The organism is Foliimonas ilicis, assembly GCF_039939195.1.
Taxonomy (GTDB): Bacteria; Pseudomonadota; Alphaproteobacteria; order Rhizobiales; family Rhizobiaceae; genus Foliimonas; species Foliimonas ilicis.
In genome coordinates this window covers 108,978-135,378 of record NZ_JBDUUH010000001.1, presented here as the reverse complement: position 1 = coordinate 135,378, position 26,401 = coordinate 108,978, and the positions used below count along the sequence as shown (strand labels likewise).

Sequence of the window (26,401 nt, the reverse complement as noted above, 5' to 3'; positions counted from 1 at the left end):
ACGGCCTATAGTGACCGATCAATGGAGACAGGCACGGCCATGGCCTTATTCCGGTTTCGAACCAGAAATCCTGAACGCGATCTTCAAACAGACAAGGCGCGCTTTGAGCGTCTTAACGATCTTCTGAACGAGTTTCGCAGCGAAATTGAACAGGAAAAAGCCGGGCTCAAAGGCCGCTATGAGCGCATCATGGCCGATGCGGCCTTTTCGCAGCAGGCATTGGAAGATGAGCGTGGCGACAGTGCGATCTCGCAGCGCATCGACGGCATGACTGAAACCATGAAACGTTATGCGGCACGTCTCGCCACGCTGGACGAGCAACTCGCCTTTGCAGCCGGCCTGAGCAAAAACGTGAACGAATTCACGAGCATGAACAGCGTTGAAAACAACGAGCTTCATGCTGCAGTGCACGCGTCCGAATAACCAAGCATCATAAAAAGTGACCGTGGCGTGAGCCGAATTCGCTGGGCTGTCACATTGTCCCCGCCTGCGCTCGGTATCGTCGCTCGGGTATTGGAAGTTCAACCGGTCGAAGGGAGGAGCGACCAAAAAACGAGGGAAATGAACGTGAAATCTAATCTGAGCGCTCCGGTTTTGTCGGGGCTTCTTTGTCTCGCTTTTGGCTCCGCCGCACTCACATTGCCGATCCTCGTTTCTTCATCTCCGGCTTCCGCACAGGATTTGCCATCGGCCGAATCCTTCGTCGATAATTTCGACAAGCTTGATCGCAAGCGCTGGTACATCTCCGATGGCTGGGCGAATGGCGATCATCAGAATTGCACCTGGTCGAAAGGTCAGGTCAGCGTCAACGATGGCACACTCAGCCTCGGTTTCGAAAAGCAGAAAACGAAGGATCGCGAGTTTGCCTGCGGCGAAATTCAGACACACAAGCGTTTCGGTTACGGCACCTATGAGGTGCGCATGAAAGCTGTGAACGGTTCTGGCCTTAACACCGGCTTCTTCACTTATATCGGCCCGACCCATAAGCAGCCGCACGATGAGATCGATTTCGAGGTGCTCGGCAAGGATCCGTCTCAGGTTCAGGTCAACCAGTATGTTGCTGCCAAGGGCGGTAACGAGAAGCTCGTTCCGGTTGCAGGCGGCGCGGACAAGGACTTCAACGACTACGCCTTCGTTTGGGAGAAGGACCGGATTCGCTGGTATGTGAACGGTGAGCTCGTCCACACTGCCGACGATCCGGCAAAGCTGCCGTCGCACTCTTCGAAGATTTATCTGAGCCTTTGGGGCAGCGATGTTTTCAAGGAATGGATGGGTGCGTTTTCCGATCCCGGCGCGCCGGTGGCAGCCGAAATTGAGCGCGTTTCCTTCACGGCGCTCGGTGACGAATGTCAGTTCGAGGAATCTGTCGCCTGTAAGCTCAACTGATCTTTCCAGAATGGAATTGCTACGCTGCAACATAAATTGTTGCAACGCAGCACAAGTCGCTTTAGCCTCCTGAATTGGGGGGCAAAACTCGAGGGTTTGCCCATGCTGCACGTGCTTTATTTCGTGCACGATTTATCTGACCCGTCGGTTCGCCGCCGCGTCATCACATTGCAGGCGGGCGGTGCCAGCGTGACGCTGGCCGGCTTCCGGCGCGGCAAGCCTGTGGCGGCTTTCGAAGGCGTCGTGCCAATCGAGCTGGGCGTCACGAGCGACGGCCGTTTTGCGCAACGCTTGGGTGCTGTCGCGAAGGCAGCGCTTTTGCTTGGTGACAAGCTGCTTAGTGCGCCGCGTCCTGACGTCATCATTGGCAGAACTCTCGAAATGCTGGGGCTGGCAAACCGCGCGAAAACAATTTTTGGCGGTGATATTCCCATCGTCTACGAATGCCTCGACATTCATCGATTGATGCTGCGTGGCGATCCGATCGGCAAGGCTATGCGCGCCACCGAGCGCACGCTTGGTCGAAAGGCTTCACTTCTGCTCACCAGTTCCCCGGCTTTCATTCGCGAATATTTCGAGCGCTATGGGCAGATCGATGCGCCCATCGTTCTGGTGGAAAACAAGGTTCTTGAGCTCGACGCATCGCGACAGGCTCCATTGCAGCAACCGGCGGCCGGCGAGCCGTGGAAAATCGGCTGGTTCGGCGCCTTGCGCTGCCGGAAATCGCTGGCGCTTCTGGCTGAATTCACGCGCTCGATGGAGGGCCGTTTCGAAGTGGTGCTTCGCGGGCGACCAGCATACCGCGAATTTCCCGAATTCGATAGCTTCGTTGCGGGCGAACCGTTCATGAGGTTCGAAGGGTCTTACAAAAACCCGGAAGACCTCGCTGAAATTTATGCAGGCGTGCATTTTTCCTGGGCGATAGACTTTTTCGAGGAAGGGCTGAATTCAAGCTGGCTTCTGCCCAACAGGCTTTACGAAGGCTGCCGCTATGGTGTGGTTCCCATCGCCATGCAGGGAACCGAGACTGGGCGATTCATCGCTGAACGCAGGCTTGGTCTTCTGTTGAATGAGGCATCGAGCGCGTCTCTCGCGGCCACGGTCGCTCATATCAATGCGGAGACCTACGCGCTGGAGCGCCGCAAGGTTGCCGCGCAGGAAAAATCGGTTTGGATCACGGACCGTGCCGACTGCCGTGCGCTGGTCGAGCGGCTCGGCGCGCTGATTGCGGCACCTCAATCCAACCCGATGCTGCAGGCTGCGTGATATGGACGCCATGAGCAGCCGCGATTTACCTGTCGTTGAATTCATGCCGCTGAGACGCGGGATGATCGTCATTCCATGTCTGAACGAGGCTGCGCATATCGAGACGCTTCTGGAGAAGCTGAACGGTTCAGCCGAGCGCTTCGATATGAAGATCGTCGTCGTCGATGGCGGCAGTACGGACGGTACGCTTGAGATTCTTACGAAGCTTGCCGAGGGCAATTCGCGTCTCGTGGTTCTCGACAATCCGCAACGCATCCAGAGTGCTGCGATCAATCTGGCCGTGCGCGAATTCGGCGACGAATTCGACTTCCTGATCCGCATCGATGCGCATGGCGACTATCCGAGTGATTACTGCGATCGTTTGATCGAGGAAGCGGAAATCACCGCGGCAGATTCGGTTGTGGTTGGCATGGCGACAGAGGGTTTCGATGCCTTTCAGAAGGCTACCGCAATCGCGCAGAACTCCAAGCTTGGCAATGGCGGCGCAAAGCACCGCGAGGGCGCGGAAGGCCATTGGACCGATCACGGCCATCACGCGCTGATGCGCATCGACGCCTATCGCGCTGTCGGCGGCTACGACGAGACTTTCACGCATAATGAAGACGCCGAACTCGATTACCGCCTGCGAAAGACTGGCCACCGCATCTGGATGACCGATCGCACGGTCATGACTTATTATCCTCGCTCGACCGCTTCTGCGCTGTTCCGGCAATATCTCGGATATGGACGAGGCCGTGCGAAGAACATGCTCAAGCATGGCACCCGGCCGAAGCTCAGGCAGGCTTTGCCGCTGTTGGTCGTGCCGATGGTGGCCGGTGCTTCCCTTGGGCTCGTATCCTCACTGGCTGCGGTTCCCGCATTGTTGTGGGCAGGCATTTGCATCGGTTACGGCGTCTACATGGCGATTGGCGAACGCAAGCCCTATGCGTGGCTCGCAGGCATTCCGGCCATGGTCATGCATTTCGCCTGGTCGGCAGGCTTCTGGCTGCAGCTTCTGACATCCTTCACCGAACGGAAGGTGGCGCGATGAACGCTGCAAAACAAACCCGCATCGATATCTGCGTTTGCACCTTTCGCCGCCCGGCGGTCGCAGAAACCATGCGTTCGCTCGGCGCGTTGAAAGTGCCTTTGGATGTCGCCGTCCGCATCGTCGTGGCAGACAATGACGTGACGCCGAGCGCGCGTGAGTTAATCGATACGTTTAGCGAGAAAATTCCGTTTGAAATCCTTTATGTCCATGCGCCTGCACAAAACATCTCGCTGGCCCGCAACGCCTGTCTTGAGGCAGCCGACGCAGATTTCATAGCTTTCATCGACGATGACGAAACGGCCTCACCGGAATGGATCGCCGATCTTTTGGCGACTGCCCGCGAAACCGGAGCGGATGCGGTGCTTGGCCCGGTGCGTGCAATTTACGGCAAGGATGCCCCCGGCTGGATGGCTAAGGGCGATTTCCATTCGACATTTCCGGTATGGGTAAAAGGCACGATCCGTACGGGCTATACATGCAATATGCTGCTGCGCAGTGCTTCGCCTTCGGTCTCGGGCAGACGTTTCAGCCTGTCGCTAGGCCGCACCGGCGGTGAGGATACGGAGTTCTTCTCCGGCCTTTATCATGCGGGCGGCAGAATCGAATTCGCACGCGATGCCTGGCTGGAAGAACCTGTGCCTGCATCGCGTTCAAGTTTTTCATGGTTGGCGAAACGCCGCTACCGCAGCGGCCAGACCCATGGCCGTCTGTTGAGCGAACGGCATTCAGGCATCAACCGGATCGTCCAGATCGCGCTGGCATCGGCCAAAGCCGGTGTCTGTTTCCTGGCCGCAGGCGGCTTCGTGCTATTTGCCGAAAAGCGCAATCGCTATGCGCTGCGCGGCATTCTGCATTGCGGCGTTGTCGGCGGGCTTTTGGGCGCGCGAGAAATCGCCCTTTACGGACAGTTGAGCAGTGAAGAAGGACGCCGGAATGCAGCCTGACGTCAGCTTCATCATAGCTGCGTTCAATGCAGAGGCGTCGATCGAGCGGGCAATAAGAAGCGCCCTCGATCAGCAGGGCGTGTCCGTTGAAGTGATCGTCGTGGACGATCGTTCCAGCGACCGCACCGTCGAGATTGCGCGTTCGTTTCGCGATGTTCAGGTTCTGGCGCTGTCGCAGAATCGCGGGCCGGGCGGCGCGCGCAACGCAGCGCTCGATGCCGCGACGGGACGCTGGATCGCGGTGCTGGATTCCGACGATACTGTGCAGCCGGAACGCCTCTCGCGGATGATTGCACGGGCCGAGCGCGAGGGCGCTCAGATCGTCGTGGATAATCTCGATGTGGTTCAGGAGAATTCCGGGTCGCGCAAGACCATGTTTGCCAAAAGCTTCCTCAAGAAGCAGGCGGCGATCGGTCTTGCGGATTTCATCCGCTCGAATGTGATTTTCAAATCGACGTTCAATTTCGGCTACATGAAGCCGGTCTTCGAACGCGCCTTCATTGAAGAGCACGGGCTGCGTTACGACGAAAGCCTGCGCATCGGTGAAGATTACATCCTTTTCGCCTCCGCACTCGCGAAAGGTGCGTGCTGCGTCGTCGATCCGGCACCCGGTTACACCTATCACATTCGCGAAGGCTCGATCTCGCGCGTGCTGGAATTGCGCCATGTCGAAGCCATGCTTTTAGCCGATAAAGCTTTCGAGCGTGAGCATCCCCTCGATGACGCTGCGAGGAAGGCGTTCGACGAAAGGAAGCGGAGCCTCGACGAGGCGGCGTCTTTTCTGGCCCTGGTCAAGCATTTGAAGGACCGCAAGCCTTTGAAGGCGATCGGTGCGGCAATCCGCAATCCGGTGGCGCTTCGTCATCTTGGCATGCCGATTGGCGCGCGGCTCAGGCGTCTTGGTCTCCCATTCGCGCAGACCCGGACGGAATAGTTTCAACAGGCAATTCATCTATCAGGGCGGGCACCCTTTTTTGAAAACGAGGAAGTTCATGAAGAAAGTCAGAAAAGCAGTGATACCGGTCGCGGGTCTTGGCACCCGTTTCCTGCCTGCGACAAAGGCTGTGCCGAAGGAAATGCTGACGATCGTCGATCGTCCGGTAGTTCAATATGCGGTCGATGAGGCGCTGAAGGCTGGCATCGAACACATTGTTTTCGTGACCGGGCGCAACAAGCACGTCATCGAAGATCATTTCGACATTCAGCCTGAACTTCTGGCGACACTTGGACAGTCGAAAAAGACCGCTCAGCTTGCGACGCTGAATGAGATGCAGCTCCCGGCGGGTGCTGTCAGCTTCACGCGTCAGCAGGAGCCGCTTGGCCTCGGTCATGCCGTCTGGTGCGCCCGCGACCTCATCGGCGATGAGCCTTTCGCGCTGCTGCTGCCTGACATGGTTTCCTTTGGCGCGCAGGGCTGCCTGTCTGCTGTCACCGATCTTTATGCAAGTGCTGGCGGCAACATCATCGCCGTTGAACAATGCGATCCGGCTGAGACGAACAAATATGGCATCGTCGGCAAGGGCAGCGATGTCGGTTCGGGTTTTGCCATCACCGGAATGGTCGAAAAGCCGGCTCCTTCGGAAGCGCCGTCCAACTATTACATCAATGGCCGCTACGTTCTTCAGCCCGAAATATTCGACATCCTCGCCACGCAGCCGCGCGGTGCAGGAAACGAAATCCAGTTGACGGACGCAATGGTGACGCTTGCCAAATCGCAGGCGTTTCATGCAGCACCTTTCCAAGGCCGTATGTATGATTGCGGCTCTAAGGAGGGCTTCATTCAGGCCAATGTGGCATTCGCCCTCGAGCGCGATGACATTCGCGACCTTGTTCTAGGCCCCATCGAAGAGATGCTGGCCGCACGCCAATCGCGTACCAAGGCTGCCTGATCCGATTGTCCGGCAGCCGCAATCACGCGGCTGCCGGACAGTTCAGGCGGCACAAGCTTTTAAACTGAAAGCGGCATTTTGCCGGCGAAACCGATGCATCAGAAAACCATCCCATTGAACAGCAGGGTCACGACGACGCCCCCTGAAGACGAAGATCGTTTCATCGATCTGGAGCGGCTCATGGTCATCGCCCGCCGCCAGATTCGAGTGGTCATTTTGTGCGCGATCGTCGGCCTTGCTTTGGGTGTCGTCTATCTTCTGTTCACGCCATCGGTTTACACCGCGTCGACGCGCGTCCTGCTCGACGAAAATCTGGCGCGTTTTGCCGAAGACCGCGAGGCGACGCCGGTTCGGGCGCAGGCGGATTCCATGATCCTCAGCGAAGTGGAGATCATGAAATCGGCCAGGCTCGCCCGCGTTGTGGTGATGGCCGAAAATCTCCAGAACAATGAGGCGTTTCTCAACCCGCCGCAGGGACCGGTTGCCTGGCTTAAAGGACAGGTAAAGGCAGTCACCAGCATATTCAGCAGTTCACCGCCTCAAAGTGAGAGTTCGGCCGAGCAGGCGCGGATTGGCAAGGCCGCCGCCATGTTGCAGGGGTCTTTGTCGGCGGAGCGTGTCGGGCGCAGTTTCGTGGTCGAGCTTTCGCTTCAGGCAAGCGACCCGGCGCTCGCAGGGTCTATAACGCGTGCCTATGCCAAGGCTTATCTCTCCGACCAGCTCGACGCCAATTTCGACGCTACGCAGCGTGCGACCGTCTGGCTTCAGGAACGCTTGGACGAATTGCGCCAGAATTCGCAAACCGCTGCTTCCGATGTTGCGCGGTTCAAAGCCGAAAACGGCCTGACTTCTGCACGCGGTGAACTCTTGTCGGAACAGCAGCTTTCCGATCTGAACAGCCAGCTTATCCTCGCGCAGGCCGAAACGGCCAACACCCTTGCACGTTTCAACCAGTACCAATCGATCATAGACAGCGGCGCCGAAAACGCCGTGCAGAATGCGACGATCCCGCCGGATCAGGCAAACAGCGCCGTGCTCAACGAGTTGAAGACGCGTTATCTCAGCGTCACCAAGCGTGAGCAGGATGTGACCAGCCGTTTTGGCGAGGAGCACCCGCAAGCGGTCAGCCTGCGCCGTGAGCAGGAAGACCTTACGCGCCAGATATACGGCGAATTACGCCGCGTGACGGAAAGCTATCGCAACGAATACGAGGTCGCGAAATCCCGCGAGACATCGCTGCGGACGAGCCTTGGTCAAATGACGGGCGACAGTTCGGATGCCAATCAGGCGCTGGTGAAATTGCGCGAGCTCGAACAGAAATCCGCAGCGCTTGCGACACTTTATCAGGCATTCCTCGCTCGATACGAGGAAGCGTCGCAGCAGCAATCATTCCCTATCGCCAAGGCGCGCGTGATTTCCGAAGCGTCCAATCCCGTCGGCGCATCGAGCCCGCGCAAGTCGATGATTCTGGCGCTCTCGCTGGTGCTCGGCATGATGGTCGGCGGTGCTGCGGCTGCGTTTCAGGAATTTCAGGAACGCTTCTTTCGTACCGGAGAAGATGTCCGTAATTCGCTGGACCTCGATTTCCTCGGCTATCTTCCATTGGTCGGGAGACGCAAGAGCGGCAGCGACGGCGGCCCGGTGCCAGCCACCGGCGTTGCGGAAAACTCGTCCGAAGCGGTCACGTCCCGGATATTGCGGATTGCCGTCAGCGCGCCGGCGTCGTCATTCGCCGAGACGCTGCGCAACGCAAAGCTCGCTGCCGACGTCGTGCTTCAGGGCCAGCCCTGCAAGGTCATCGGTTTCGTGTCCGTCCTTCCGCATGAGGGCAAGACCACGGCCGCCGCGAATTTCGCAAGTCTTCTGGCCGCCAATGGCGCACGCACGCTGCTGATCGATGGCGATCTGCGCAATCCCGGTCTCAGCCGCAGCCTGTCCCTGAAACCCGATCAGGGGCTTGTCGAGGCGGTTGTCGGCGAACAGTCATGGCGCAATGTCCTGAAGATAGACCGCAGCACGCGGCTGGCTATCATTCCGGCTTTCTCGCGCGGCAGGCTGACCCATACCGCAGAACTGATTTCGGGTGCTGGCATGCGGGCATTGCTCGACGATGCGCGCAACTCCTTCGACTACATCGTGGTGGATTTGCCGCCTATGGGACCGGTGGTGGATGCGAAGGCTTTCGCGCCACTGGCGGATGGGTTTGTACTCGTTGCCGAATGGGGTTCGACGCCGCGTGCGCTCGTACGCTCCACGCTGGAATCAGAACCTGGCATTGAAGCCAAGACGCTCGGTGTGATGCTCAACAAGACCGATATGAAGAAGCTGGCCAGCTACAGCGCGCCGGGCGGTTCGGAGCAATATATCGAACGCTATGCATCCTATTACACGGATCAATCCGGCCTGAACTGATGTTGCAAGCCGGACAACAGTCAGGTGCTGAGAAAACGGCCTTTGTTGTTCCAGAGCCGCACGGCGCTCAGCCGCCCCGTCGAAAAGGCTCCGGTGTCGATGTTCAGCCTCTTGCCTTCGCGCAGCGGCTGCAAAACTGGTGTGTGACCGTGAATGACATGACGGTCGAGCAGATGCGCATTGTCGAAGAATTCCGAGCGGATATAGACGAGGTCTGCATCGGATTGTTTTGCAAGTTCAATGCCGGGACGAATGCCGGCATGAACGAAGAGCGCCTTCGGCGTTTCCAGCATGATCGGAAGCGAACGAAGAAAGGCAATGTGAGCAGCCGGTATCGCCTTGCGGATCATCTGATCTGCGCCGTCGCCTGTCGGGTACATCGCGCCGAGCCGCGCGGCATCTATGCCGTAGGATTCGAGCGTCGGTGCGGCACCCATGCGCAGCCAGTCCGGCAGGCCAATCCGGCCATCGATGTAGTCGAGCATGGCGATCTCATGGTTTCCCGCAAGGCATATGCGCTCGAAGCCGGGCGGTGGAGATTCCAGAAGATGGTCGAGCACCTGCGCGGAAGCCGGTCCGCGATCGACATAATCGCCCAGCATGACGATAAGTTTCGTGCCCTGAATGGCTTGCGCATCGGCTTCTATCTTCGCTTCGAGCGCCAGAAGCAGGTCGATGCATCCATGCACATCGCCAATTGCGTAGATCGCAAGGCCCGGCAGATCGAGTTTGAGCCGCGACCGCTGCGCTCGCTGAGTTTTGAGGCCAAGAATGCCGGCCAGGTTTTTCATAAAAATCCTTCGTTCGAGAATGGTCGCATTTACGCGCTCCCTCTCAATAAAGCCCCGACACGATTTGTGAACCCGCATAATCCGCGCGGTCAACGTCTTCTTCGGCACCGGCGCGCAATATCGCCGGTGTAGCTGGCCAGCAGAGATATTCAGGAGAAACAGTGCCTCAAAATACTACAAATCATACATCGTCTTCGTCCGCAGGCGTCATACTGCCCGTGGAAAAGAGCGTCTCGGAGAGGATCAAGATAGCCCGAACGCTCTGCATCTTCTTCATGACCTTCGTTCATGTGCAGCCGGGTATTGCCGAAAACGTCTATGACCGCGACGCCGGTTTCTTCGACATCGTCTATTTTATCCTGACGCGGCTCATGGGCCTGAGTTCGGTTTCGTTGCTCAGCATCGTCTCCGGCTATTTCATTGTGTCCACGCTGCTGAAAGTCGGCAATTCGCAGCTAATCTCGTCAAAGGCGAAGACGCTCGTCGTACCGCTCGTCGCATGGAATGTGCTGATGCTGGTGTTGCTGCTGGCCTATGCGGGCCTGAGCGGCAATGTTCAGGATCTTCCGGCGTTCGACTTCATGGGCATGGCGAATGCGCTTTTCGCGGTCACGGAATGGCCGCTGGTCGTGCCGCTCTGGTTCCTGCGGGATTTGTTCGTCTGCTGCGTCTTCGCGCCATTGCTCTATGTCGGCGTGAAGCGCTTTCCGGTCGTGCTTTTCGCTGTTCTCATTGCCTACACGCTTTTCGGCGAGGGGCTCTATCTGCTTCAGCGACCGCAGCTCATGCTGTTTTTTGCATTGGGCATGTGGCTTCGCACGGCCCGGATCGACGGCGCGATGCTGGATCGTGCGGCAAGGTTTCTGCTGATCGGTCTGGTGATCACGGTCGGTATTTTCCTGACCATCCGCATCGAGCGCATCCTGTTGTCCGACATGGACAATGCTCTGCGCCTGTCGCTCGACACGGCCTTGCGGATAACGATGGCGGCAGGTTTCTGGTGCCTGACGGATCTTATAGCAAAGTCACGCGCCTCTAAGTTGTTCGTCAGCCTCGAACCCTACGCGTTCTTCATTTTCTGTAGCCACGCGATCCTGTTCAATTTTGCAGGGATCATCTTCCGGCGTCTGTTTGGAAATTACGGATCGGAACTGTTTCCGATCACCTTCTTCACCTTGCCGTTTCTGGCGGTGATATGCGCGGTCATCGGTTTGCAGATCGTCAATCGTTCAGAACTGCTGCTTTTCCTGTTCAATGCAGGACACCGCATAAAGCCGCTCGGTCTATTCGGAAAGGCAGAACCGGCAAAAGCACGGCTCTAATAAGCAAAGAAACCGGGGGCGCAAATTGCGCCCCGGATCGTTTTTGTTACTCGGCAGGCACGAGGGCCGGCTCAGGCGCATCGGCAAGCGTTGCGGGACGCTTGCCGGCAAATGCTGCGTGCATCTGCTCGGTGTCCAGCTCGCCTTCCCAGCGTGCAACGACCAGCGTCGCAACCGCATTGCCAACGAGGTTGGTCAGCGCGCGGCATTCCGACATGAAGCGGTCGATACCAAGAATAAGCGCCATACCTGCAACCGGCACGGCGGGCACGACGGAGAGTGTCGCTGCAAGTGTGATGAAGCCAGCACCGGTGATGCCTGCGGCACCCTTGGATGAAAGCATTGCAACGAGAAGCAGCAATACCTGATCGGTGATCGACAGGTCGATATTCGTCGCCTGCGCGATGAACAGGGCGGCCATCGTCATGTAGATGTTCGTGCCATCCAGATTGAAGCTGTAGCCGGTCGGAATGACTAGACCGACGACCGAACGTTTCGCACCGGCGCGTTCCATCTTTTCCATCAGTGTCGGCAGTGCGGCTTCCGAAGAAGACGTACCGAGCACCAGCAGAAGCTCTTCCTTGATGTAGCGGATCAGCGCGAAAATGGAGAAACCATTGTAGCGGCAGACGGCACCAAGGATGACGATGACGAACAGGAACGAGGTCAGATAGAACGTGCCGATCAGCATTGCGAGATTGGCGATGGAGCCAATTCCGTAACGGCCGATGGTGAAGGCCATGGCGCCGAAGGCACCTATGGGAGCTGCCTTCATCAGGATGGCTACCAGCTTGAACATCGGGGCAGACAGGGCCTGCAGAAGGTTCAAAACAGGCGCGCCACGCTCACCGACCAGTGCCAGCGAAAGGCCGAACAGGACGGAGAAGAAAAGCACCTGCAAAATGTCGCCACTGGCAAAAGCACCCACGATGGTCGTCGGGATGATGTTGCTCAGAAAGCCGGTGATCGACTGCTCATGCGCCTTTTCGGTGTAGTTGGCGACGGCTGCCGGATCGAGTGTGGCAGGGTCGATGTTGAGACCCGCACCTGGCTGAATGACATTGGCGACGATCAACCCGACGATCAGTGCGAGCGTCGAGAAGGTGATGAAGTAGAGCATCGCCTTGCCGGCGACACGGCCGACTTTTTGAAGGTCGCTCATTCCAGCAATGCCGGTCGCGACAGTCAGAAAGATGACCGGCGCGATGATCATTTTGACGAGTTTGATGAAAGCATCGCCGAGCGGCTTCATGCTTTCGCCGGTTTCTGGGTAAAAATGCCCGAGCGTAATACCGATCGCGATCGCGAAAAGGACCTGTACGTAGAGTTGGGCATAGAAAGGTTTGCGCTTTGCCGGTGCTGCCGGCGCGCTGTAAGGAATGGCCAAGGCATCCTCCCTTGTGTTGACGTTAAGGGAGTGGATTTTGACCTGCTCCCCATAGTGACCGGCCCTCCCGGTCGATCAAGACAACAATCAGCAAGGTGCATGCCAGTTGGTGAGCGAAATTATTATGCCTTTAATTTCAGTGGCTTGACGATTTTATAAGCGTGACGACAGATCATTTAGTGCGATTTATCGGACATATTTTTATAAGTTGTGCGATAATCCGCACATGGCATTGAGATAAGGGTTCGACCGTTTGACGATTTCAACCCATCCAGCACAGCGGGCTTTCACCGCAAGAAGCATACCGCGATGGTTGTTCGTCGCGCTTGGCATTCTTGCGTTTGCGGCGGTGGTGTTCGTGGCTGGCGCGGTCGGTCGAGAGAGGGCGATTTCCAATCTTGAAACCGAGGCTGAAGGTAGCCTGCCGCTGGCGATGGGAGCGTTGCGCAGCGAGATCGACAAGCAGCGCACCGTGCCTTTCATTCTGGCGCGAGACGGGCTCGTTCGCGATATATTGACGAGGCCGGCACCGGACGGCATTGCGGTGGTGAATGAAAAGCTGCTGGCCCTTCAGCAAGGCACGCATGCCAGCACGATCTATGTCATCGACAGCAATGGCATGACGATCGCCGCCAGCAACTATCTCGAAGACCAAAGCTTCGTCGGCAATGACTACCGCTTCCGTCATTATTTTACAGGAGCGATGAGCGACGGGCAGGCGAACCAATATGCGCTGGGCACTGTAAGCGGTCGCCCGGGGCTTTACCTTTCCGAGCGCGTCGGCACGCAGGCCGAACCGCTTGGCGTGGTCGTCGTCAAGATGGAACTGGCCGAGGTGGAGGAGGGCTGGCGGCAGTCCGGCCGGATCACCTATGTCACGGACGAACGCGGCATCGTGCTGGCCACCAGCATTCCCGAGTGGCGGTTTCATACGCTGGCGCAGATCGAACCGGCAAGGGCAGCAGCCATTCGCGAAAGCCTGCAGTTTGGTGACGCCCCGCTGGAAAAGCTGCCGGTCAACCCTGCCGGAGTCGACGGGCTGGTCAATGCGGTAACGGGACCGGCGAACCGGCTTTTCATGGCGTCGTCCGATATGGTTTCCGGCGGTCCGCCCGGCTGGCGTCTGCATGTTCTCGTGGCGGCAGATCGCCCGATCATGTCGGCGGTCTTTATGGCTCGCCTTGTCTCGGCCTTGGCGCTCGGCCTTTCGTTTGCCGCCGCAGCATGGCTTGCGCAGCGGCGCCGTCGCGAGAAAAGCCGCCGCGAGGAACTGACCCGCACGGCCGCCGAACTGGAGACGCGGGTGGCCGAACGCACAGCCGCGCTCAGCAACGCGAATGAGCGCCTTCGCGGCGAGATTTCGGAACGTGAAAGCGCGGAAGCCCGCGTGCTGCGTCTGCGTGACGATCTCGCTCAGGCGAACCGGCTGGCATCGCTCGGTCAGATCACGGCAGGCGTAGCGCATGAAATCAATCAGCCGGTCGCGGCGATACGGACCTTCACGGAGAATGCAGGCAAATTCCTGAAGCGTAACGACACGGAAAATGTCGTCGCCAATCTCAACACGGTTATCGGCTTGACCGACCGCATTGGAACGATCACCGAAACGCTGCGCGGGTTCAGCAGGCGGCAAAGCGGTGCGCCGGTTCTGATCGACATAGAGGAGCCGATAGACGGCGCAACCTTGATGCTCGCCAGTCGCGTGAAAGAGGCGGGGGTGGAACTTGTTCGCATAAAGCATCCTGTGCCGCTGAAAGTCCGCGCAAACCGGATTCGTCTGGAGCAGGTTCTGGTCAATCTTATCCGCAATGCCTTTGATGCGCTGGCGGGAACTGAAGCGCCGCGCCTTGTCATAGAGACAAAAGCCGATGGCGAGCACGTTATCGTGCGTGTCACGGACAATGGCCATGGCATCCCGCCGGATGTTCTGGCGCGTCTGTTTACACCGTTTTCGACAACGAAGGCGGAAGGCCTTGGCCTTGGGCTTGTCATTTCCAGCGACATTGTCAGCGATCTCGGCGGGCATCTGTCGGCCAGAAACGTGCCCGAAGGCGGCGCTCAATTCATCATCGATCTTCCAGAGGCAAAATGAGCGACACTCCCGCACCGGTCCTTTTCGTCGATGATGAAGCGGCTTTGCGCACGGCCAATACGCAAACCCTGATGCTCGGCGGTTTCGATCCCAAACCCGTATCTTCGGCGAAGGAAGCCCTCGATGTTCTGGACGCCGATTTTCCGGGTATAGTGGTCAGCGACATAAGAATGCCGGGCATGGACGGGCTTGCCCTGTTTCGCCAGATCAAAAGCATAGACCCTGAGTTGCCGGTCATTCTCGTGACCGGCCACGGCGATATCGAGATGGCGGTTTCGGCGCTCAGTGAGGGAGCTTATGACTTTATCGCCAAGCCCTATCCCGGCGACCGACTGATCGAAAGCGTGTCGCGCGCGACCGAGAAGCGGCGGCTTGTTCTCGAAAACCGTCGCTTGAAAGCGGCAATCGATGCTGTTGACGAGGATATGCCGCTGCTTGGCGAGACGCCGGTGATCCAGCGGCTGCGCCAGACGTTGCGTCAGATTGCGGGTGCGGACGTCGATGTTCTGGTCGAAGGCGAAACCGGTTCAGGCAAGGAGGTCGTCGCCAGCCTTCTGCACAATTGGAGCCCGCGACGGGCGAAGCCATTTGTTGCGCTGAACTGCGGCGCATTGCCGGAAGCAGTCATCGAAAGCGAGTTGTTCGGGCACGAGCCGGGTGCCTTCACTGGGGCGCAAAAGAAACGTGTCGGCCGCATCGAGCATTCGAGCGGAGGCACACTTTTTCTCGACGAAATCGAATCCATGCCTGCCGCTTTGCAGGTGAAGCTGCTGCGTGTTCTGGAAACTCGAAGCATCGATCCGCTAGGCACGAATGAAAGCCGTGCGGTGGATTTGCGTGTGGTCGCGGCCGCCAAGATCGATCTGAGCAATCCGGCAGAGCGCAAGGATTTCCGCGAGGATTTGTACTACCGGCTGAATGTGGTGACGCTGCGCATCCCGCCGCTTCGCGAGAGACGCGCCGACATTCCGCTGCTTTTTGCTTACTTCCTTAGTCGCGCCGCCAAACGTTTCCAGCGCGATGAACCGGATATGTCGCCCGCAATCGCGCGTTATCTGGCTGAGCACAACTGGCCGGGAAATGTTCGGGAATTGTCGCATTATGCCGAGCGCGTTGCGCTTGGCATCGAGCCGCAGTCTGCCACGGAAACAGAGCCATCGGCCTCAGGCGATAAGACGTTGCCGCAGCAGATGGAAGCGCATGAGGCGAAACTTATAGAGGAAGCGTTGGGGAAACACGGCGGCGACGTGCGCGCGACCGTCGAAGCGCTCGGCATTCCGCGAAAGACGTTTTACGACAAGCTTCAGCGGCATAACATCGACCGGAGATCGTATAAATAACCAGAGCATTTCATTATTGAATAAAAGCGTTGGTGGGACAGCGCCCCCCTCTGTCCTGCCGGCGTTTCTATCTAAAAGTGAAGGGCTCTAGCCTTCGACCCAGCTTTTGATGCGATCCGGGTTTTCCTCGATATATTTATCGACGGCTGCCTCGTAAGAGGTTTCCTGTGCGTTGAACATGGCTGCTTCCAGCTCATCAAGCGGAATGTTCATGCGCGACAGGAATGCTGCCGCTTCCGGATTGTCTTCCTTGAAGCCCTTGCGTGCCAGAATGTCGACATGCTCGGCGGCACCTAGTGCGCCCTTCGGATCTTCGAGGTAGCGAAGCTCATACTTGCCGAACATCCAGTGCGGGCTCCACGAGGTTGCCACGAACCAGCCTTCCGAACGGTTCGCGCGGTCGACGGTGGTCAACATTCCTGCTTCGCTGGAAATCTGCAGCTTGTAGTCGAGCTCGTATTCCTTGATCGCTTCTTCGGAAAGACGCGTCAGGCCGGCACCCGGATCGATGCCCTGAACGGTCCCGCTCAACTTGCTCTTCACGTCGTCCTTTTTCAGGTCTTCGATCGAGCTGATTTCGCTTTCCGGAATATAGGCCGGAACGACCCAGCCGAGCTTTGCGCCTTCATAGACGGTGCCCAGCGTATCGACTTTGTCTTCGACGCGCTTGAAGTAATCGGCGTGCGTTTCGGGCAACCAGGCCATCATCATCGCGTCGATATCGCCGCGGCTGACGCCCTGATAGAGCGGTGCGACGTCGGTCTGAACGAGCTCGACCTTGTCGCCGAGCTTGTCTTCGATCAGCTTGGCCGCGAGTTTGGTTACGAATTCGGCATCCGACCATGCGGCCCAGCCGAGTTTGACGGTCTTTGCGTCGTCCTGAGCGAAAGCGGCAGTTGCGACGCTGCTTGCCAGAATGGCGGCAAGACCGATTTTTGTGAGTGTCCTGAGCATAGTTTCTCCTTCTTTATTGAACTTTTTGCGCAATAGGGCGCTTGATTTTCAGGCTTCGGCGCCTTTAAGGGCGGGCGGATTTTCCGTTTCGGTTTCCTTGCTCGCCTTTCGCGAAGCGAAGAAACTCAGGAAACCCGACCGCTCCGTGCCGAAGCTCTGCGTCAGCCGGTCGAGCACGACAGCCAGAATGACGACGGCAAGACCGCCCTCGAAACCGGTGCCCACATCGAGCCGCTGAATGCCGGTCAAAACGGTGTTGCCGAGGCCGCCTGCGCCGATCATCGAAGCGATGACGACCATCGAAAGCGAAAGCATGATGGTCTGGTTGACACCGGCCATGATAGACGGCATCGCATTCGGCAATTGCACCTTGAACAGAAGCTGCGAAGAAGTGCAGCCAAAGGCGAGGCCCGCTTCGACGAATTCTGCATGCACCTGTCTGATGCCGAGATTTGTCAGGCGAACGACCGGTGGCATTGCAAAAATAACCGTCGCGATCGTGCCGGGAACGGCGCCAAGCCCGAAGAACATGGCCGCCGGGATCAGATAGACGAAGGCAGGCATGGTCTGCATAAGATCGAGCACGGGGCGCACGATCGACGCAACCGTCTCATTGCGTGCCATGGCGATGCCGAGCGGAATGCCGATGACAACCGCGATGAAGGTTGCGGCAAGCACCAGAGACAAAGTCTCCATCGTGCCGACCCACAGGCCCATATGGCTGATCAGCCAGACGGACACGACGGTAAACAGCGCGAACTTCCAGCCAACGCGCCACAGCGAAAGCAGGCCCAGAATGGCGATGCCCGCCAGCGGCGGGATCGAAACCAGCAGGCTCTGAATATTGCCGGTTACAAAACCGATCGTTGCCGCGATCATGTCGAGCGCGGGAGTGAAATTGTCCAATATGTAATTGACGACGACGTCGGCACCGTTGCCGATACTGAAATTCAGATCCATGATTTATCCGTTTCGGTTCGGCTCAACCTGCGCGGTCGAGCGTTTCCAGAAGGGCCGACTTGCTGATCGAGCCGACATAGCGGCTCTGCTCGTCGATGACGGGAACCGGCCAGCGGCTTTCGGCAACGCGACCGAGAACATTCGACAGCGGCTCGCCGGATGGAATCGGCGAAACGTCGCTCAGGAAGGCATTCCGATAAGGCTCGGCGTCTTTGGCCTTGACCTTTTCGAGCAGCGAATCCTGGCTGACCATGCCGTGATATTTCTTGTCGCGGCCAATGATGATCGCGACGTCACGACCGGATTGCTTCATCTGTTCGAGTGCCGCCGCAACAGAAACGCCCTGCCTGTCAATGATGGTCAACTGCGTCTTGCGGGCAATGTCGCCAGCCTTGAAGACTTGCGACACGTCGACATTGCGGAAGAACGAGCGGACGTAATCATTGGCCGGATTGCTGACGATTTCATCGGGCGTGCCGACCTGAACGACCTTGCCATGCTGCATGATGCAAATGCGATCACCGATGCGCATGGCTTCGTCGAGATCATGGCTGACGAAGATGACGGTTCGGCTGCGTTCGGCCTGCAGGCGAATAAGCTCGTCCTGCATTTCGGTGCGGATGAGTGGATCGAGTGCCGAAAAGGCCTCGTCCATCAACAGAATAGTTGGCTCACTGGCGAGTGCGCGGGCAAGGCCGACGCGCTGCTTCATACCGCCCGACAACTCGTCCGGCTTGCTCTGCGCGTAAGGCTCGAGACCCACGGCCTCCAGGGCTGCAAGCGCCTTAACGTTGCGTTCCTTCTCTTTGATGCCTGCCACTTCGAGACCGAACGCGGCGTTGTTCAGAACCGTTCGGTTGGGCAGAAGAGCGAAAGACTGGAAGACCATGCTCATGTCGCGTCGGCGCAAGGTAATGAGGTCGCGGTTCGACATTTTCGTGATGTCGTTGCCATCGACTTCGATCGCGCCGCCTGTCGGTTCGATTAGGCGGTTCAGCAATCTGAGCAATGTCGATTTGCCTGAACCCGACAGACCCATGATGACGAAAATCTCGCCATCCATGATGTCGAAGCTCGCATCATCGACGCCGACCGTGCAGCCGGTTTTAGAATAGATCTCGGATTTTTCTTTGCCTGCGCGCGCCATTCCCATGGCGATTTCCGGGCGATCCCCGAAGACTTTATAGACATTTCGCAAGCTTATTTTGACGTTCTCGCGAACGTCATTTTGATCTTCATTTAATGAATTAGATTTCATAAGTAATTTCAATCCCGCCTTGCTGGCGGAAATTATCTCCTGTGTCGGAATATTCCTTGGATTATCTCGTGTAACGCAAACGACGCGACCGGATGAATAGCCAGAAGCTGCTCCGTCACGTCAGTAATCTGATGCTTTCAATATAGGGCAGTGGTTCGCGATGTCCACCCATCGCGACTCAGATGAATGCGCCGCAAATGGGGCGAACACCCGTTTTCGCTTGGCGTCAGCAGGGTTTAACCATGCGGGACGTTTTTCGAATTTCTAGTTTTTCGTCACCGGTTTGGAGCGCATGCGTGCCACCGTTTCGCGTTCTGCGCGCTTGCAGCGCATCGGTGGCAGGCCTCTGTCCATAAGGTCCATGTCTTCCAAAACCATGTCGCCCATGCGCTTGAAAGCAATGTCGAGGGCGCCTGCTCTGTGTGCCGATCTCAAGAAGCCCTTCAGCGATCGAACCGGATGGTCGGCTCGGAGCGGCTCTTCGGGAAACACGTCGCTTGCGGCGACGATATGTCCGCTTCGAACCGCATCCATGAGAGCTTCGAAATTGACGACATCCGCACGACTGAGCAGGATGAACGCCGCTCCCTGCCGCATTTTCGCAAAACTTTGCGCGTCGAGAAAACCACGATTCTCGGTCGTTACCGAGGCGACGACGAATGAAGTCGCTTTCGCTCAATACGGTCTCTAAGGAGGCCGGTTCGACGCCAGCGTCTTTCAGCATGGATGATGGCAGCCATGGATCGAATACGCGGATCTTTGCTCGAAACCCCGACAAAACCCGGCTGAGCGCACGGCCCAGATCGCCAAACCCGATGATCCCGATTTCCGAGCCGCTGATCAGGCGCGCGCTAGCATTGCCGTCTCCGCCCCACAACTCGCTTCCTTCCCGAAAGGCGATGTCCGCATCGGTAATCCCGCGGGCAAGATCGAGTGCCATGCCGAGCCCGATTTCGGCAACCGGCTCTGCGAAGACCGCGCCTGTGGTTACGACATGAATGCCGCGCGCAAAGAGCGTCTCATAGGGCATGTTGTTGAAAAGATTGCTCTCTACATTGAGTACGCAGCGGAGGCTTTTCATGGCTTCCAGCGTATCCGGCGAAAGGGGCGGTTGACCGATAATATAGCGGGCGGAGGCAAGAATTTCTTCGGGAAGCGCTGCAACGCTTTCAGCATCTGTCTCGCGCACATCGTAGCGCTCATGAAGTGCTTTGTGTGCTTCCGGTGTGAAGATGAGATCCAGTGAACGCGGTTCCGGGGCGCTGATGATTAACGGCTTTGCAGATGCTTTCATGTAGTCCTCCTGACGCACATGAAAGCATCTTTTGCATCGGCTTCGGAACAGGATTTCGCAAAAAAATATGCGCTTGAAGTTCGAAGTAAGGTGCAATCGCATTCAGATGAATTGTCAACAGTAGACAAAAAACCATAAGTTGATAATTTGGCGTCCGAACATTTGGGCGCTGTTTCTGCGCGCGTTCCAATCAAGGGAGGAAAATCGAATATGACCACATCCGATCTAAGAGGCCGTGTTGCCCTGGTGACCGGGGCCTCCCGCAACATAGGTCAGGCAATCGCTGAAGCGCTTGGCGCGAATGGGGCGTCAGTGATCGTTCACACGCATAGCGACACGAAAGGCGCGCAAGAGACGGTGCGGCGTGTCGAAGCGGCAGGCGGCAAAGCGATTATGGTGCTCGGCGATTTGTCAGACCCGAAAATTCCACAGCGCATAATAGATGAAGGCGTTTCCGCATTCGGCAGGCTCGACATTCTCGTCGCCAACGCGGCGGTCCGCCCGGAAGGCATTTTAGAAGATGTCACCTATGAGGACTGGCGAAAGGTAATGGCGCTTGCCTTGGACAGTGTCTTTCTCCTGGCCAAGGCCGCACTTGCACCTTTGCGTCAAAGCGATCTGGCCTCGATCGTTACCATCGGCGGAATAACCGCGCATTTGGGTGCATCAAGCCGCGTTCATGTCGTAACGGCCAAGGCCGGACTTGTCGGGCTGACGAAAGCGCTTGCACATGATCTCGGTCCCGATGGGATCACCGTCAATTGCGTGTCGCCTGGCCTGATTGAAACCAAACGCATCGGCCAGGACCCGAAACATCACGCGGAGAGAACGAACCCGCTGGGCCGCCATGGTACGCCTGCGGAAGTGGCTTCGGCGGTGACTATGCTTGTTGGCGCAAACTCAAGATACATCACCGGACAAACCATTCATGTGAATGGCGGAGCGCTGATGGTGTGATCCTGAAACGGGCGCGGTTTTGAATCGCGCCGAAAAATTGCGTTTCATGAGAAATGTAAAATAGTAATCTGTTGACAATTTTCAATTCTGCCGTGATGCTGTTTGAAATATCGAGGAGACGCATGCCGGCTCTGAGAACACTTGGGAGGTGTAATGTCTTTTCTGGAATTAGCTGGCCTGACAAAAAGCTACGGCAATCTGACCGTCGTTAAAGGCGTGAATTTGTCTGTCGAGCAAGGCAAGCTCGTTTGTCTTCTTGGCCCCTCCGGTTGCGGGAAGACCACGACGTTGCGGCTTATCGCGGGCTTCATGCCTGCAAATGGCGGCGAAATCCGGGTCGGCGGCCATGTGGTTTCGTCGGCTGCCGCGACTGTTCCGCCAGAAGGCCGCAACATGTCGATGATTTTCCAGAGCTACGCGCTCTGGCCGCATATGACGGTTTTCCAGAATGTTGCTTACGGATTGAAGCTGCGTAAGCTTGCCAAGACTGAGATCGCGGAACGTGTCCGTACGATCCTGTCGGTAACACAATTGCTCCCGCTGGCAGACCGGTATCCCGGTGAATTGTCGGGCGGCCAGCAACAGCGCGTTTCCCTGGCGCGTGCACTCGTTATTAAGCCGGAAATCCTGCTGCTTGATGAACCGCTCTCCAACCTCGACGCCAATCTGCGCGAGGAAATGCGCTTCGAGATACGGCGGCTTCACGACGAATTCCGCTATACCACGGTTTACGTGACCCACGATCAGATCGAGGCAATGACGACTGCCGACATCATCGTCGTGATGAATGACGGCCGCATCGAGCAGGCCGGTTCGCCGGAAGACATCTATGCGCGCCCGGAGACGGAGTTCGTCGCGCGCTTCATCGGCGGCACCAATATTCTGAGTGGCACACGCGCCTCCGACGACACGGTGGTTTGCGAGGGCGGGCTGGTTCTTAGATGTGGCAGCGGCACGGTCGCGCCGACAGGAAATACGGCCGTGTCCGTCCGGCATCATGATCTCGAACTGTCAGCCAAAAAGCCGACGGACATGGAAACCAACATCGTTGCAGGCGAAGTCATTCGCCAAATCTATCTCGGATCGCACCGCGACTATCTGGTGACGATCAAGGGAGGCGAGACCATTCGTACGGTCGCGCCGGTCGAAGTGGAAATCCCGGTAGGAAATGAAGTCTGGCTGAAATTCCCGCCGGAAAACTGCCGCGCGCTAGCACACTAGCGCGGGACTGCACGCTTCGTGCCGTTCGATCCGAACTGCTCCGGGAGGAGAGACCGAAACATGTGGAAAGGGAGGAAAGTACATATGTGGAAGAAAACAATATCCATGGCGCTCGTTGCAGCCGGAATGACGGTGTCATCCGTTGCAAGAGCTGAAGCACCAGAACCCTATCAGATCACCCCTGAACTCGAAGAAGCCGCGAAAGGCGAAGGCAAGCTGATTTTCTACACCGCGACCGATGTGACCGTTGCGGAAAAACTCGCCGAACTCTTCAAGTCCAAATATCCGGGAATTCAGGTTCAGGTAGAGCGAGCCGGCTCCGAGCGCGTCTTTCAGCGCATCGGACAGGAGTATTCGACCGGCATCTACAATGCGGATGTGATCGAGACATCCGACGCGGTTCATTTCCAGTACTTCAAGCGCGAAGGCTGGCTGGAGCCGATGGTTCCGCAGGAAGTCGCTGAAAAATGGCCTGCCGAAGAACGCGATGCCGACGGCTATTTTGCTGCCTACCGCGCGCACTTTTCCGTTCTCGCTTACCGGACGGATCTGGTCGATGCAGCCGACGTTCCGAAAACCTGGACCGATCTTCTCGACCCTCGTTACAAAGGCAAGATGGTCAAGGCGCATCCGGGCTATAGCGGCACCGTCATGACATCGACGCATGTCCTGTCTGATCTTCTCGGCTGGGAATATTTCGAAAAACTCGGCCAGCAGAGTGTCATGCAGGTTCAGTCCTCGACCGAGCCTCCAAAGAAGCTCGCTCAGGGTGAGCGTGCCATCGAGGTCGATGGCAACGAATACAATGTCTTCCGCCTGCAGGACGAAAATGTCCCGATCGAGATCGTCTACCCGGAAGAAGGCACCCCGCTGGCGATCGGCAATGCCGCCGTCCTGAAGGAAGCGCAGAATCCCAACGCGGCCAAGCTTTTCTATGCGTTCCTGTTTTCTCTGGAAGCCCAGCAGCTCAATAGCGACTTCGGTGGTCTGCGTTCCTTTCATCCTGACGTGAAGGAGAAAGAGGGCCGCAAGCCAATGTCCGAGATCAAGATTCTGCAGTCCGATCCGGAAAAGCTTGAACCCATGATCCCGGAGATCAAATCCAACTACGAACAGTATTTCGGGACGTAACAGATCATGACCAGTCACGCTCTTGCTCAGGGTCGGCGCCGCGGCATCGACCTATCATGGCCTACCTTCGCTTTGCTGACCCTCGTCTTGAGCGTGCTGGTCATCCTGCCACTCTTCTGGCTCGTTTATTACAGCTTCCGAAGTGACACCCATGGCGGTGCCACTCTGGACAATTTCATAGCGCTCGTTGCCGACCCGACGCTTCTGCGGGCCTATATGCTGGCAATCGGCATGTCGCTGGGCGTCGGCATTCTTGCCTGCGTGGTTGCGACACCGATGGCCTGGCTCGTGGCCAGAACGGATTTGCCGGGAAGGCGCACCATCCGCATGCTGGTGACGGCCTCATTCGTTACGCCGCCTTTTCTTGGTGCTATCGCCTATGAAATTCTGGCGGCCCCGAACAGCGGTCTGATCAATATTCTCTACCGCAACATATTCGGCCTCGCGCCCGGCACATCGCTGGTCAATATCTACACATTCACCGGTCTCATTTTCGCAATCGCCTGCTTCACCTTTCCTTATGTGTTCACGCTGGTCGCGAACGCGCTGGATAAGGTGCCTTCCGATCTCGAAGACGCGTCGTCGATCCTTGGCGGCAAGTCGATGACGACTTTGCGCAAGGTGACGATCCCGCTCGTTCTGCCGGCAATGCTGGCCGGAACGCTGATCGCCATTCTGCAGGCGCTGACGATGTTCGGTTCGCCAGCAATCCTCGCACTACCCGCCGGTTTCCACGTCATCACCACGAAAATCTGGAGCCTTTTCCAGTTTCCACCACGGCTTGGTCTTGCGGCCGCTGCCGCTCTGCCATTGCTGGTTATCACCGTTATCCTGCTTCGTTCGCAGAAGGCCATTCTCGGCCGCAAGGGCTACACGGTTCTCGGCGGCAAAAGCGGTACGCCGCGCGTCATCGAGCTTGGTCCATGGAAATGGCCGGCAATCGCCTTTGTGTTCAGCATCCTGTCGCTGACGATTTTCCTACCCTATGGCGCGATTATCAAAACCGCTTTTGTTGGAACGGCCAGCGACCCGCTTAATCTCGATACGTTCACGCTTCGTCATTGGCGCTTCGTGCTGTTCGATTTCTCGGCGACGAAACTCGCGCTGCGCAACACATTCCTGCTTGGCATTGTCACGGCGACGATTGTCACGGCTATGGCTCTGGTCATCTCCTATCTGGTGACACGCCGTTCGGTCGCCGGTGCGGGCTTCCTCGGCGTTCTGGCAACCGCACCAGTTGCCATTCCGGGCATCGTGCTCGGTGTTGGATTGTTCCTCAGCTATGCCAACCCGACCTTCCAGCTTTACGGCACGCTCTGGATTCTTCTGATCGCCTTCATGACCATCGAGATGCCAGCGGGCTACCAGCAGATGTCGTCGTCTTTCGCGGGCATCCATCCGGAACTCGAAGACGCTGGCCGCATCATGGGTGCATCGCGTCTGAGAGCTCTTTGGGACATCACTGCGCCTCTGCTCAGAACCAGTGTCGTGGCGGCATGGTGTTTCGTGTTTGTCGGAACGATCCGCGAATTGTCCGCGACGATCCTGCTGACAACATCCAACACGAAGCTGGTCTCCGTCATCATCTATGATCTGAATGAAAGCGGTGATCTCGGCGCCATCTGCGTGCTCGGCATCATCTTGCTGCTGGCGTCTTTCGCGGTCGTCTTCGTGGCCAATCGTGTACCGGTTCTTGGCGGATCGCAAATGAATGCGCGAGGCTAGGCGGTGCGTCGGCAAAGCACCGTGCGCTATGGGCCGGGATGGCCTATTGCAAAGCGCGCTGTTATAGATCGAAGCAAGGGGAGGGCGGCCTTTAGAGGGCCGCGCTCCCGTTCCTGTTGAATAAAAGTTGGCTTTCGCATGTCAAATACTTTCGACCATCCACAAAATCTCGCGGCAATCGATTTTCTGCGAACGCGTTCGCTTGCAAATGTGGTCCAGGCCGAAATCGAGCGGATGATCATCGACGGCGAGTTGAAGCCGAACGAGCGCGTCAACGAAAACGGCTTGTCCCAACGCCTTGGCGTAAGCCGCGGACCCATCCGCGAGGCATGCAGCGCATTGGCTGCAATGGGCCTCATCGAGATCATCCCAAATCGTGGATTTTTCATTCGCGCGCTGACCAATGACGAGGCACAGGATCTGTCGGAAGCGCGCGCAAGCGTGTTCGGCTGCATGGCCATGATGCTGGCCGAGCGCGTGACGGATGCCCAGATAGCCATCCTGCGTGCCCTTCTGCAGCGGATGGACGAGATCGTGGAACTTGGCGACGTCCATGTCTACTATCCGGTCAATCTCGAATTCCACCGCCAGATAACGCTGATGTCCGGCAACAACCGCCTGGCGCTGATTTATCAGAGCTTCGTGCGCGAACTTCACATCCAGCGCTATCGCGCGCTGTCGAGCCCGGACGTTCTCAAAATATCGAACGAAGAGCACACGGCGATTGTCGATGCATTTGAGGCACGCAAGCCGATGGACGCCTTCGTCGCGGCACGATCGCACATTCTGAACGGCATCGTGCGGACCAGAAATGCAGGTCAGCCGGACCCAAAAGAGCCCTGAACAGCGCTCTGCAAGACAACAAACTTTCGGATTCTCAATCTAAATGATGCGGTTTTCATCAGTGAAAACTGCGCCTAAGTCATTTTGTCAAAACGTTTATTCCCAAAAACAATCCGAAAAGGCGCAATCCAAAGCGTTGGCAAATTTCATTTAGAAAATTGTTGACAATTAACAGTTAGCGCTTAATGGTCCTGCCAAT

21 protein-coding genes and 1 pseudogene are annotated in these 26,401 nt (G+C 57.4%); 16 read left to right on the top strand and 6 right to left on the bottom strand.

What is annotated here, in order from left to right; all coding sequences use genetic code 11:
* Nucleotides 1-39: 39 nt before the first annotated feature.
* The 8 genes from ABFT80_RS00650 to ABFT80_RS00615 all read left to right on the top strand — a co-directional run bounded on the left by ABFT80_RS00650 (nucleotide 40) and on the right by ABFT80_RS00615 (nucleotide 8,927).
* The gene (locus ABFT80_RS00650) at nucleotides 40-423 is read left to right on the top strand and encodes a hypothetical protein (RefSeq protein WP_347969931.1); all 384 of its coding nucleotides are present in this window, start codon (nucleotides 40-42) and stop codon (nucleotides 421-423) included.
* Between the two features lie 144 nt (nucleotides 424-567).
* Nucleotides 568-1,386, top strand: a complete 819-nt coding sequence (gene exoK / locus ABFT80_RS00645; protein ID WP_347969930.1) for an endo-1,3-1,4-beta-glycanase ExoK — start codon at nucleotides 568-570, stop codon at nucleotides 1,384-1,386.
* Between the two features lie 102 nt (nucleotides 1,387-1,488).
* Nucleotides 1,489-2,652, top strand: a complete 1,164-nt coding sequence (locus ABFT80_RS00640) for a glycosyltransferase (RefSeq protein ID WP_347969929.1) — start codon at nucleotides 1,489-1,491, stop codon at nucleotides 2,650-2,652.
* A gap of 10 nt (nucleotides 2,653-2,662) precedes the next feature.
* Complete coding sequence (locus ABFT80_RS00635) at nucleotides 2,663-3,682, top strand: glycosyltransferase family 2 protein (protein WP_347969928.1); 1,020 nt, start codon at nucleotides 2,663-2,665, stop codon at nucleotides 3,680-3,682.
* A complete protein-coding gene (locus ABFT80_RS00630) occupies nucleotides 3,679-4,626 on the top strand; it encodes a glycosyltransferase (protein WP_347969927.1) in 948 nt (315 codons plus the stop codon). Before ABFT80_RS00635 ends, ABFT80_RS00630 begins: the two co-directional genes overlap by 4 nt.
* Nucleotides 4,616-5,560, top strand: a complete 945-nt coding sequence (locus ABFT80_RS00625) for a glycosyltransferase family 2 protein (RefSeq protein ID WP_347969926.1) — start codon at nucleotides 4,616-4,618, stop codon at nucleotides 5,558-5,560. Before ABFT80_RS00630 ends, ABFT80_RS00625 begins: the two co-directional genes overlap by 11 nt.
* Before the next feature lie 58 nt (nucleotides 5,561-5,618).
* Nucleotides 5,619-6,515 (top strand): UTP--glucose-1-phosphate uridylyltransferase, encoded by an 897-nt coding sequence (locus ABFT80_RS00620; protein ID WP_347969925.1) that lies wholly within the window; start codon nucleotides 5,619-5,621, stop codon nucleotides 6,513-6,515.
* A gap of 93 nt (nucleotides 6,516-6,608) precedes the next feature.
* The gene (locus ABFT80_RS00615) at nucleotides 6,609-8,927 is read left to right on the top strand and encodes a polysaccharide biosynthesis tyrosine autokinase (protein ID WP_347969924.1); all 2,319 of its coding nucleotides are present in this window, start codon (nucleotides 6,609-6,611) and stop codon (nucleotides 8,925-8,927) included.
* A gap of 20 nt (nucleotides 8,928-8,947) precedes the next feature.
* On the opposite strand, the gene ABFT80_RS00610 is transcribed toward ABFT80_RS00615, so the two are convergent.
* Nucleotides 8,948-9,718, bottom strand: a complete 771-nt coding sequence (locus ABFT80_RS00610) for a metallophosphoesterase family protein (protein ID WP_347969923.1) — start codon at nucleotides 9,716-9,718, stop codon at nucleotides 8,948-8,950.
* 218 nt (nucleotides 9,719-9,936) lie between these two features.
* Between ABFT80_RS00610 and ABFT80_RS00605 the strand changes: the two genes are divergently transcribed.
* A complete protein-coding gene (locus tag ABFT80_RS00605; protein ID WP_347969922.1) occupies nucleotides 9,937-11,040 on the top strand; it encodes an acyltransferase family protein in 1,104 nt (367 codons plus the stop codon).
* 46 nt (nucleotides 11,041-11,086) lie between these two features.
* On the opposite strand, the gene ABFT80_RS00600 is transcribed toward ABFT80_RS00605, so the two are convergent.
* Nucleotides 11,087-12,427 carry a dicarboxylate/amino acid:cation symporter gene (locus tag ABFT80_RS00600; protein WP_347969921.1) on the bottom strand — a complete coding sequence of 447 codons (1,341 nt, stop codon included), beginning with the start codon at nucleotides 12,425-12,427 and terminating at the stop codon, nucleotides 11,087-11,089.
* A gap of 253 nt (nucleotides 12,428-12,680) precedes the next feature.
* On the opposite strand from ABFT80_RS00600, the gene ABFT80_RS00595 reads away from it, so the two are divergent.
* Together ABFT80_RS00595 and ABFT80_RS00590 are read left to right on the top strand one after the other, a co-directional pair.
* The gene (locus ABFT80_RS00595) at nucleotides 12,681-14,519 is read left to right on the top strand and encodes a sensor histidine kinase (RefSeq protein ID WP_347969920.1); all 1,839 of its coding nucleotides are present in this window, start codon (nucleotides 12,681-12,683) and stop codon (nucleotides 14,517-14,519) included.
* Entirely contained in the window at nucleotides 14,516-15,859 is a 1,344-nt protein-coding gene (locus tag ABFT80_RS00590; RefSeq protein ID WP_347969919.1) for a sigma-54-dependent transcriptional regulator, read from the top strand. Before ABFT80_RS00595 ends, ABFT80_RS00590 begins: the two co-directional genes overlap by 4 nt.
* An 87-nt stretch (nucleotides 15,860-15,946) precedes the next feature.
* Here ABFT80_RS00590 and ABFT80_RS00585 read toward each other — a convergent pair whose 3' ends face one another.
* From ABFT80_RS00585 to ABFT80_RS00570, 4 genes and pseudogenes are all read right to left on the bottom strand, one after another.
* The gene (locus tag ABFT80_RS00585) at nucleotides 15,947-16,813 is read right to left on the bottom strand and encodes a glycine betaine ABC transporter substrate-binding protein (protein ID WP_347969918.1); all 867 of its coding nucleotides are present in this window, start codon (nucleotides 16,811-16,813) and stop codon (nucleotides 15,947-15,949) included.
* A 48-nt stretch (nucleotides 16,814-16,861) separates the two neighbouring features.
* Nucleotides 16,862-17,773, bottom strand: a complete 912-nt coding sequence (locus ABFT80_RS00580) for an ABC transporter permease (protein ID WP_347969917.1) — start codon at nucleotides 17,771-17,773, stop codon at nucleotides 16,862-16,864.
* 22 nt (nucleotides 17,774-17,795) lie between these two features.
* Nucleotides 17,796-19,031: a glycine betaine/L-proline ABC transporter ATP-binding protein ProV gene (gene proV, locus ABFT80_RS00575; protein ID WP_347969916.1), complete on the bottom strand. Its 1,236-nt coding sequence runs from the start codon at nucleotides 19,029-19,031 to the stop codon at nucleotides 17,796-17,798.
* Between the two features lie 264 nt (nucleotides 19,032-19,295).
* Nucleotides 19,296-20,325, bottom strand: a pseudogene (locus tag ABFT80_RS00570) (hydroxyacid dehydrogenase).
* Between the two features lie 210 nt (nucleotides 20,326-20,535).
* On the opposite strand from ABFT80_RS00570, the gene ABFT80_RS00565 reads away from it, so the two are divergent.
* The 5 genes from ABFT80_RS00565 (at nucleotide 20,536) to ABFT80_RS00545 (ending at nucleotide 26,202) form a co-directional block, all read left to right on the top strand.
* Nucleotides 20,536-21,282 (top strand): SDR family NAD(P)-dependent oxidoreductase, encoded by a 747-nt coding sequence (locus tag ABFT80_RS00565; RefSeq protein WP_347969915.1) that lies wholly within the window; start codon nucleotides 20,536-20,538, stop codon nucleotides 21,280-21,282.
* A 153-nt stretch (nucleotides 21,283-21,435) separates the two neighbouring features.
* Nucleotides 21,436-22,503, top strand: coding sequence for an ABC transporter ATP-binding protein (locus ABFT80_RS00560; RefSeq protein WP_347969914.1), 1,068 nt, complete (start codon nucleotides 21,436-21,438; stop codon nucleotides 22,501-22,503).
* An 84-nt stretch (nucleotides 22,504-22,587) separates the two neighbouring features.
* Nucleotides 22,588-23,634: an extracellular solute-binding protein gene (locus ABFT80_RS00555; protein ID WP_347969913.1), complete on the top strand. Its 1,047-nt coding sequence runs from the start codon at nucleotides 22,588-22,590 to the stop codon at nucleotides 23,632-23,634.
* A 6-nt stretch (nucleotides 23,635-23,640) separates the two neighbouring features.
* Nucleotides 23,641-25,359, top strand: coding sequence for an ABC transporter permease (locus ABFT80_RS00550; RefSeq protein WP_347969912.1), 1,719 nt, complete (start codon nucleotides 23,641-23,643; stop codon nucleotides 25,357-25,359).
* A gap of 138 nt (nucleotides 25,360-25,497) precedes the next feature.
* Entirely contained in the window at nucleotides 25,498-26,202 is a 705-nt protein-coding gene (locus ABFT80_RS00545; protein ID WP_347969911.1) for a GntR family transcriptional regulator, read from the top strand.
* Nucleotides 26,203-26,401 lie beyond the last annotated feature (199 nt).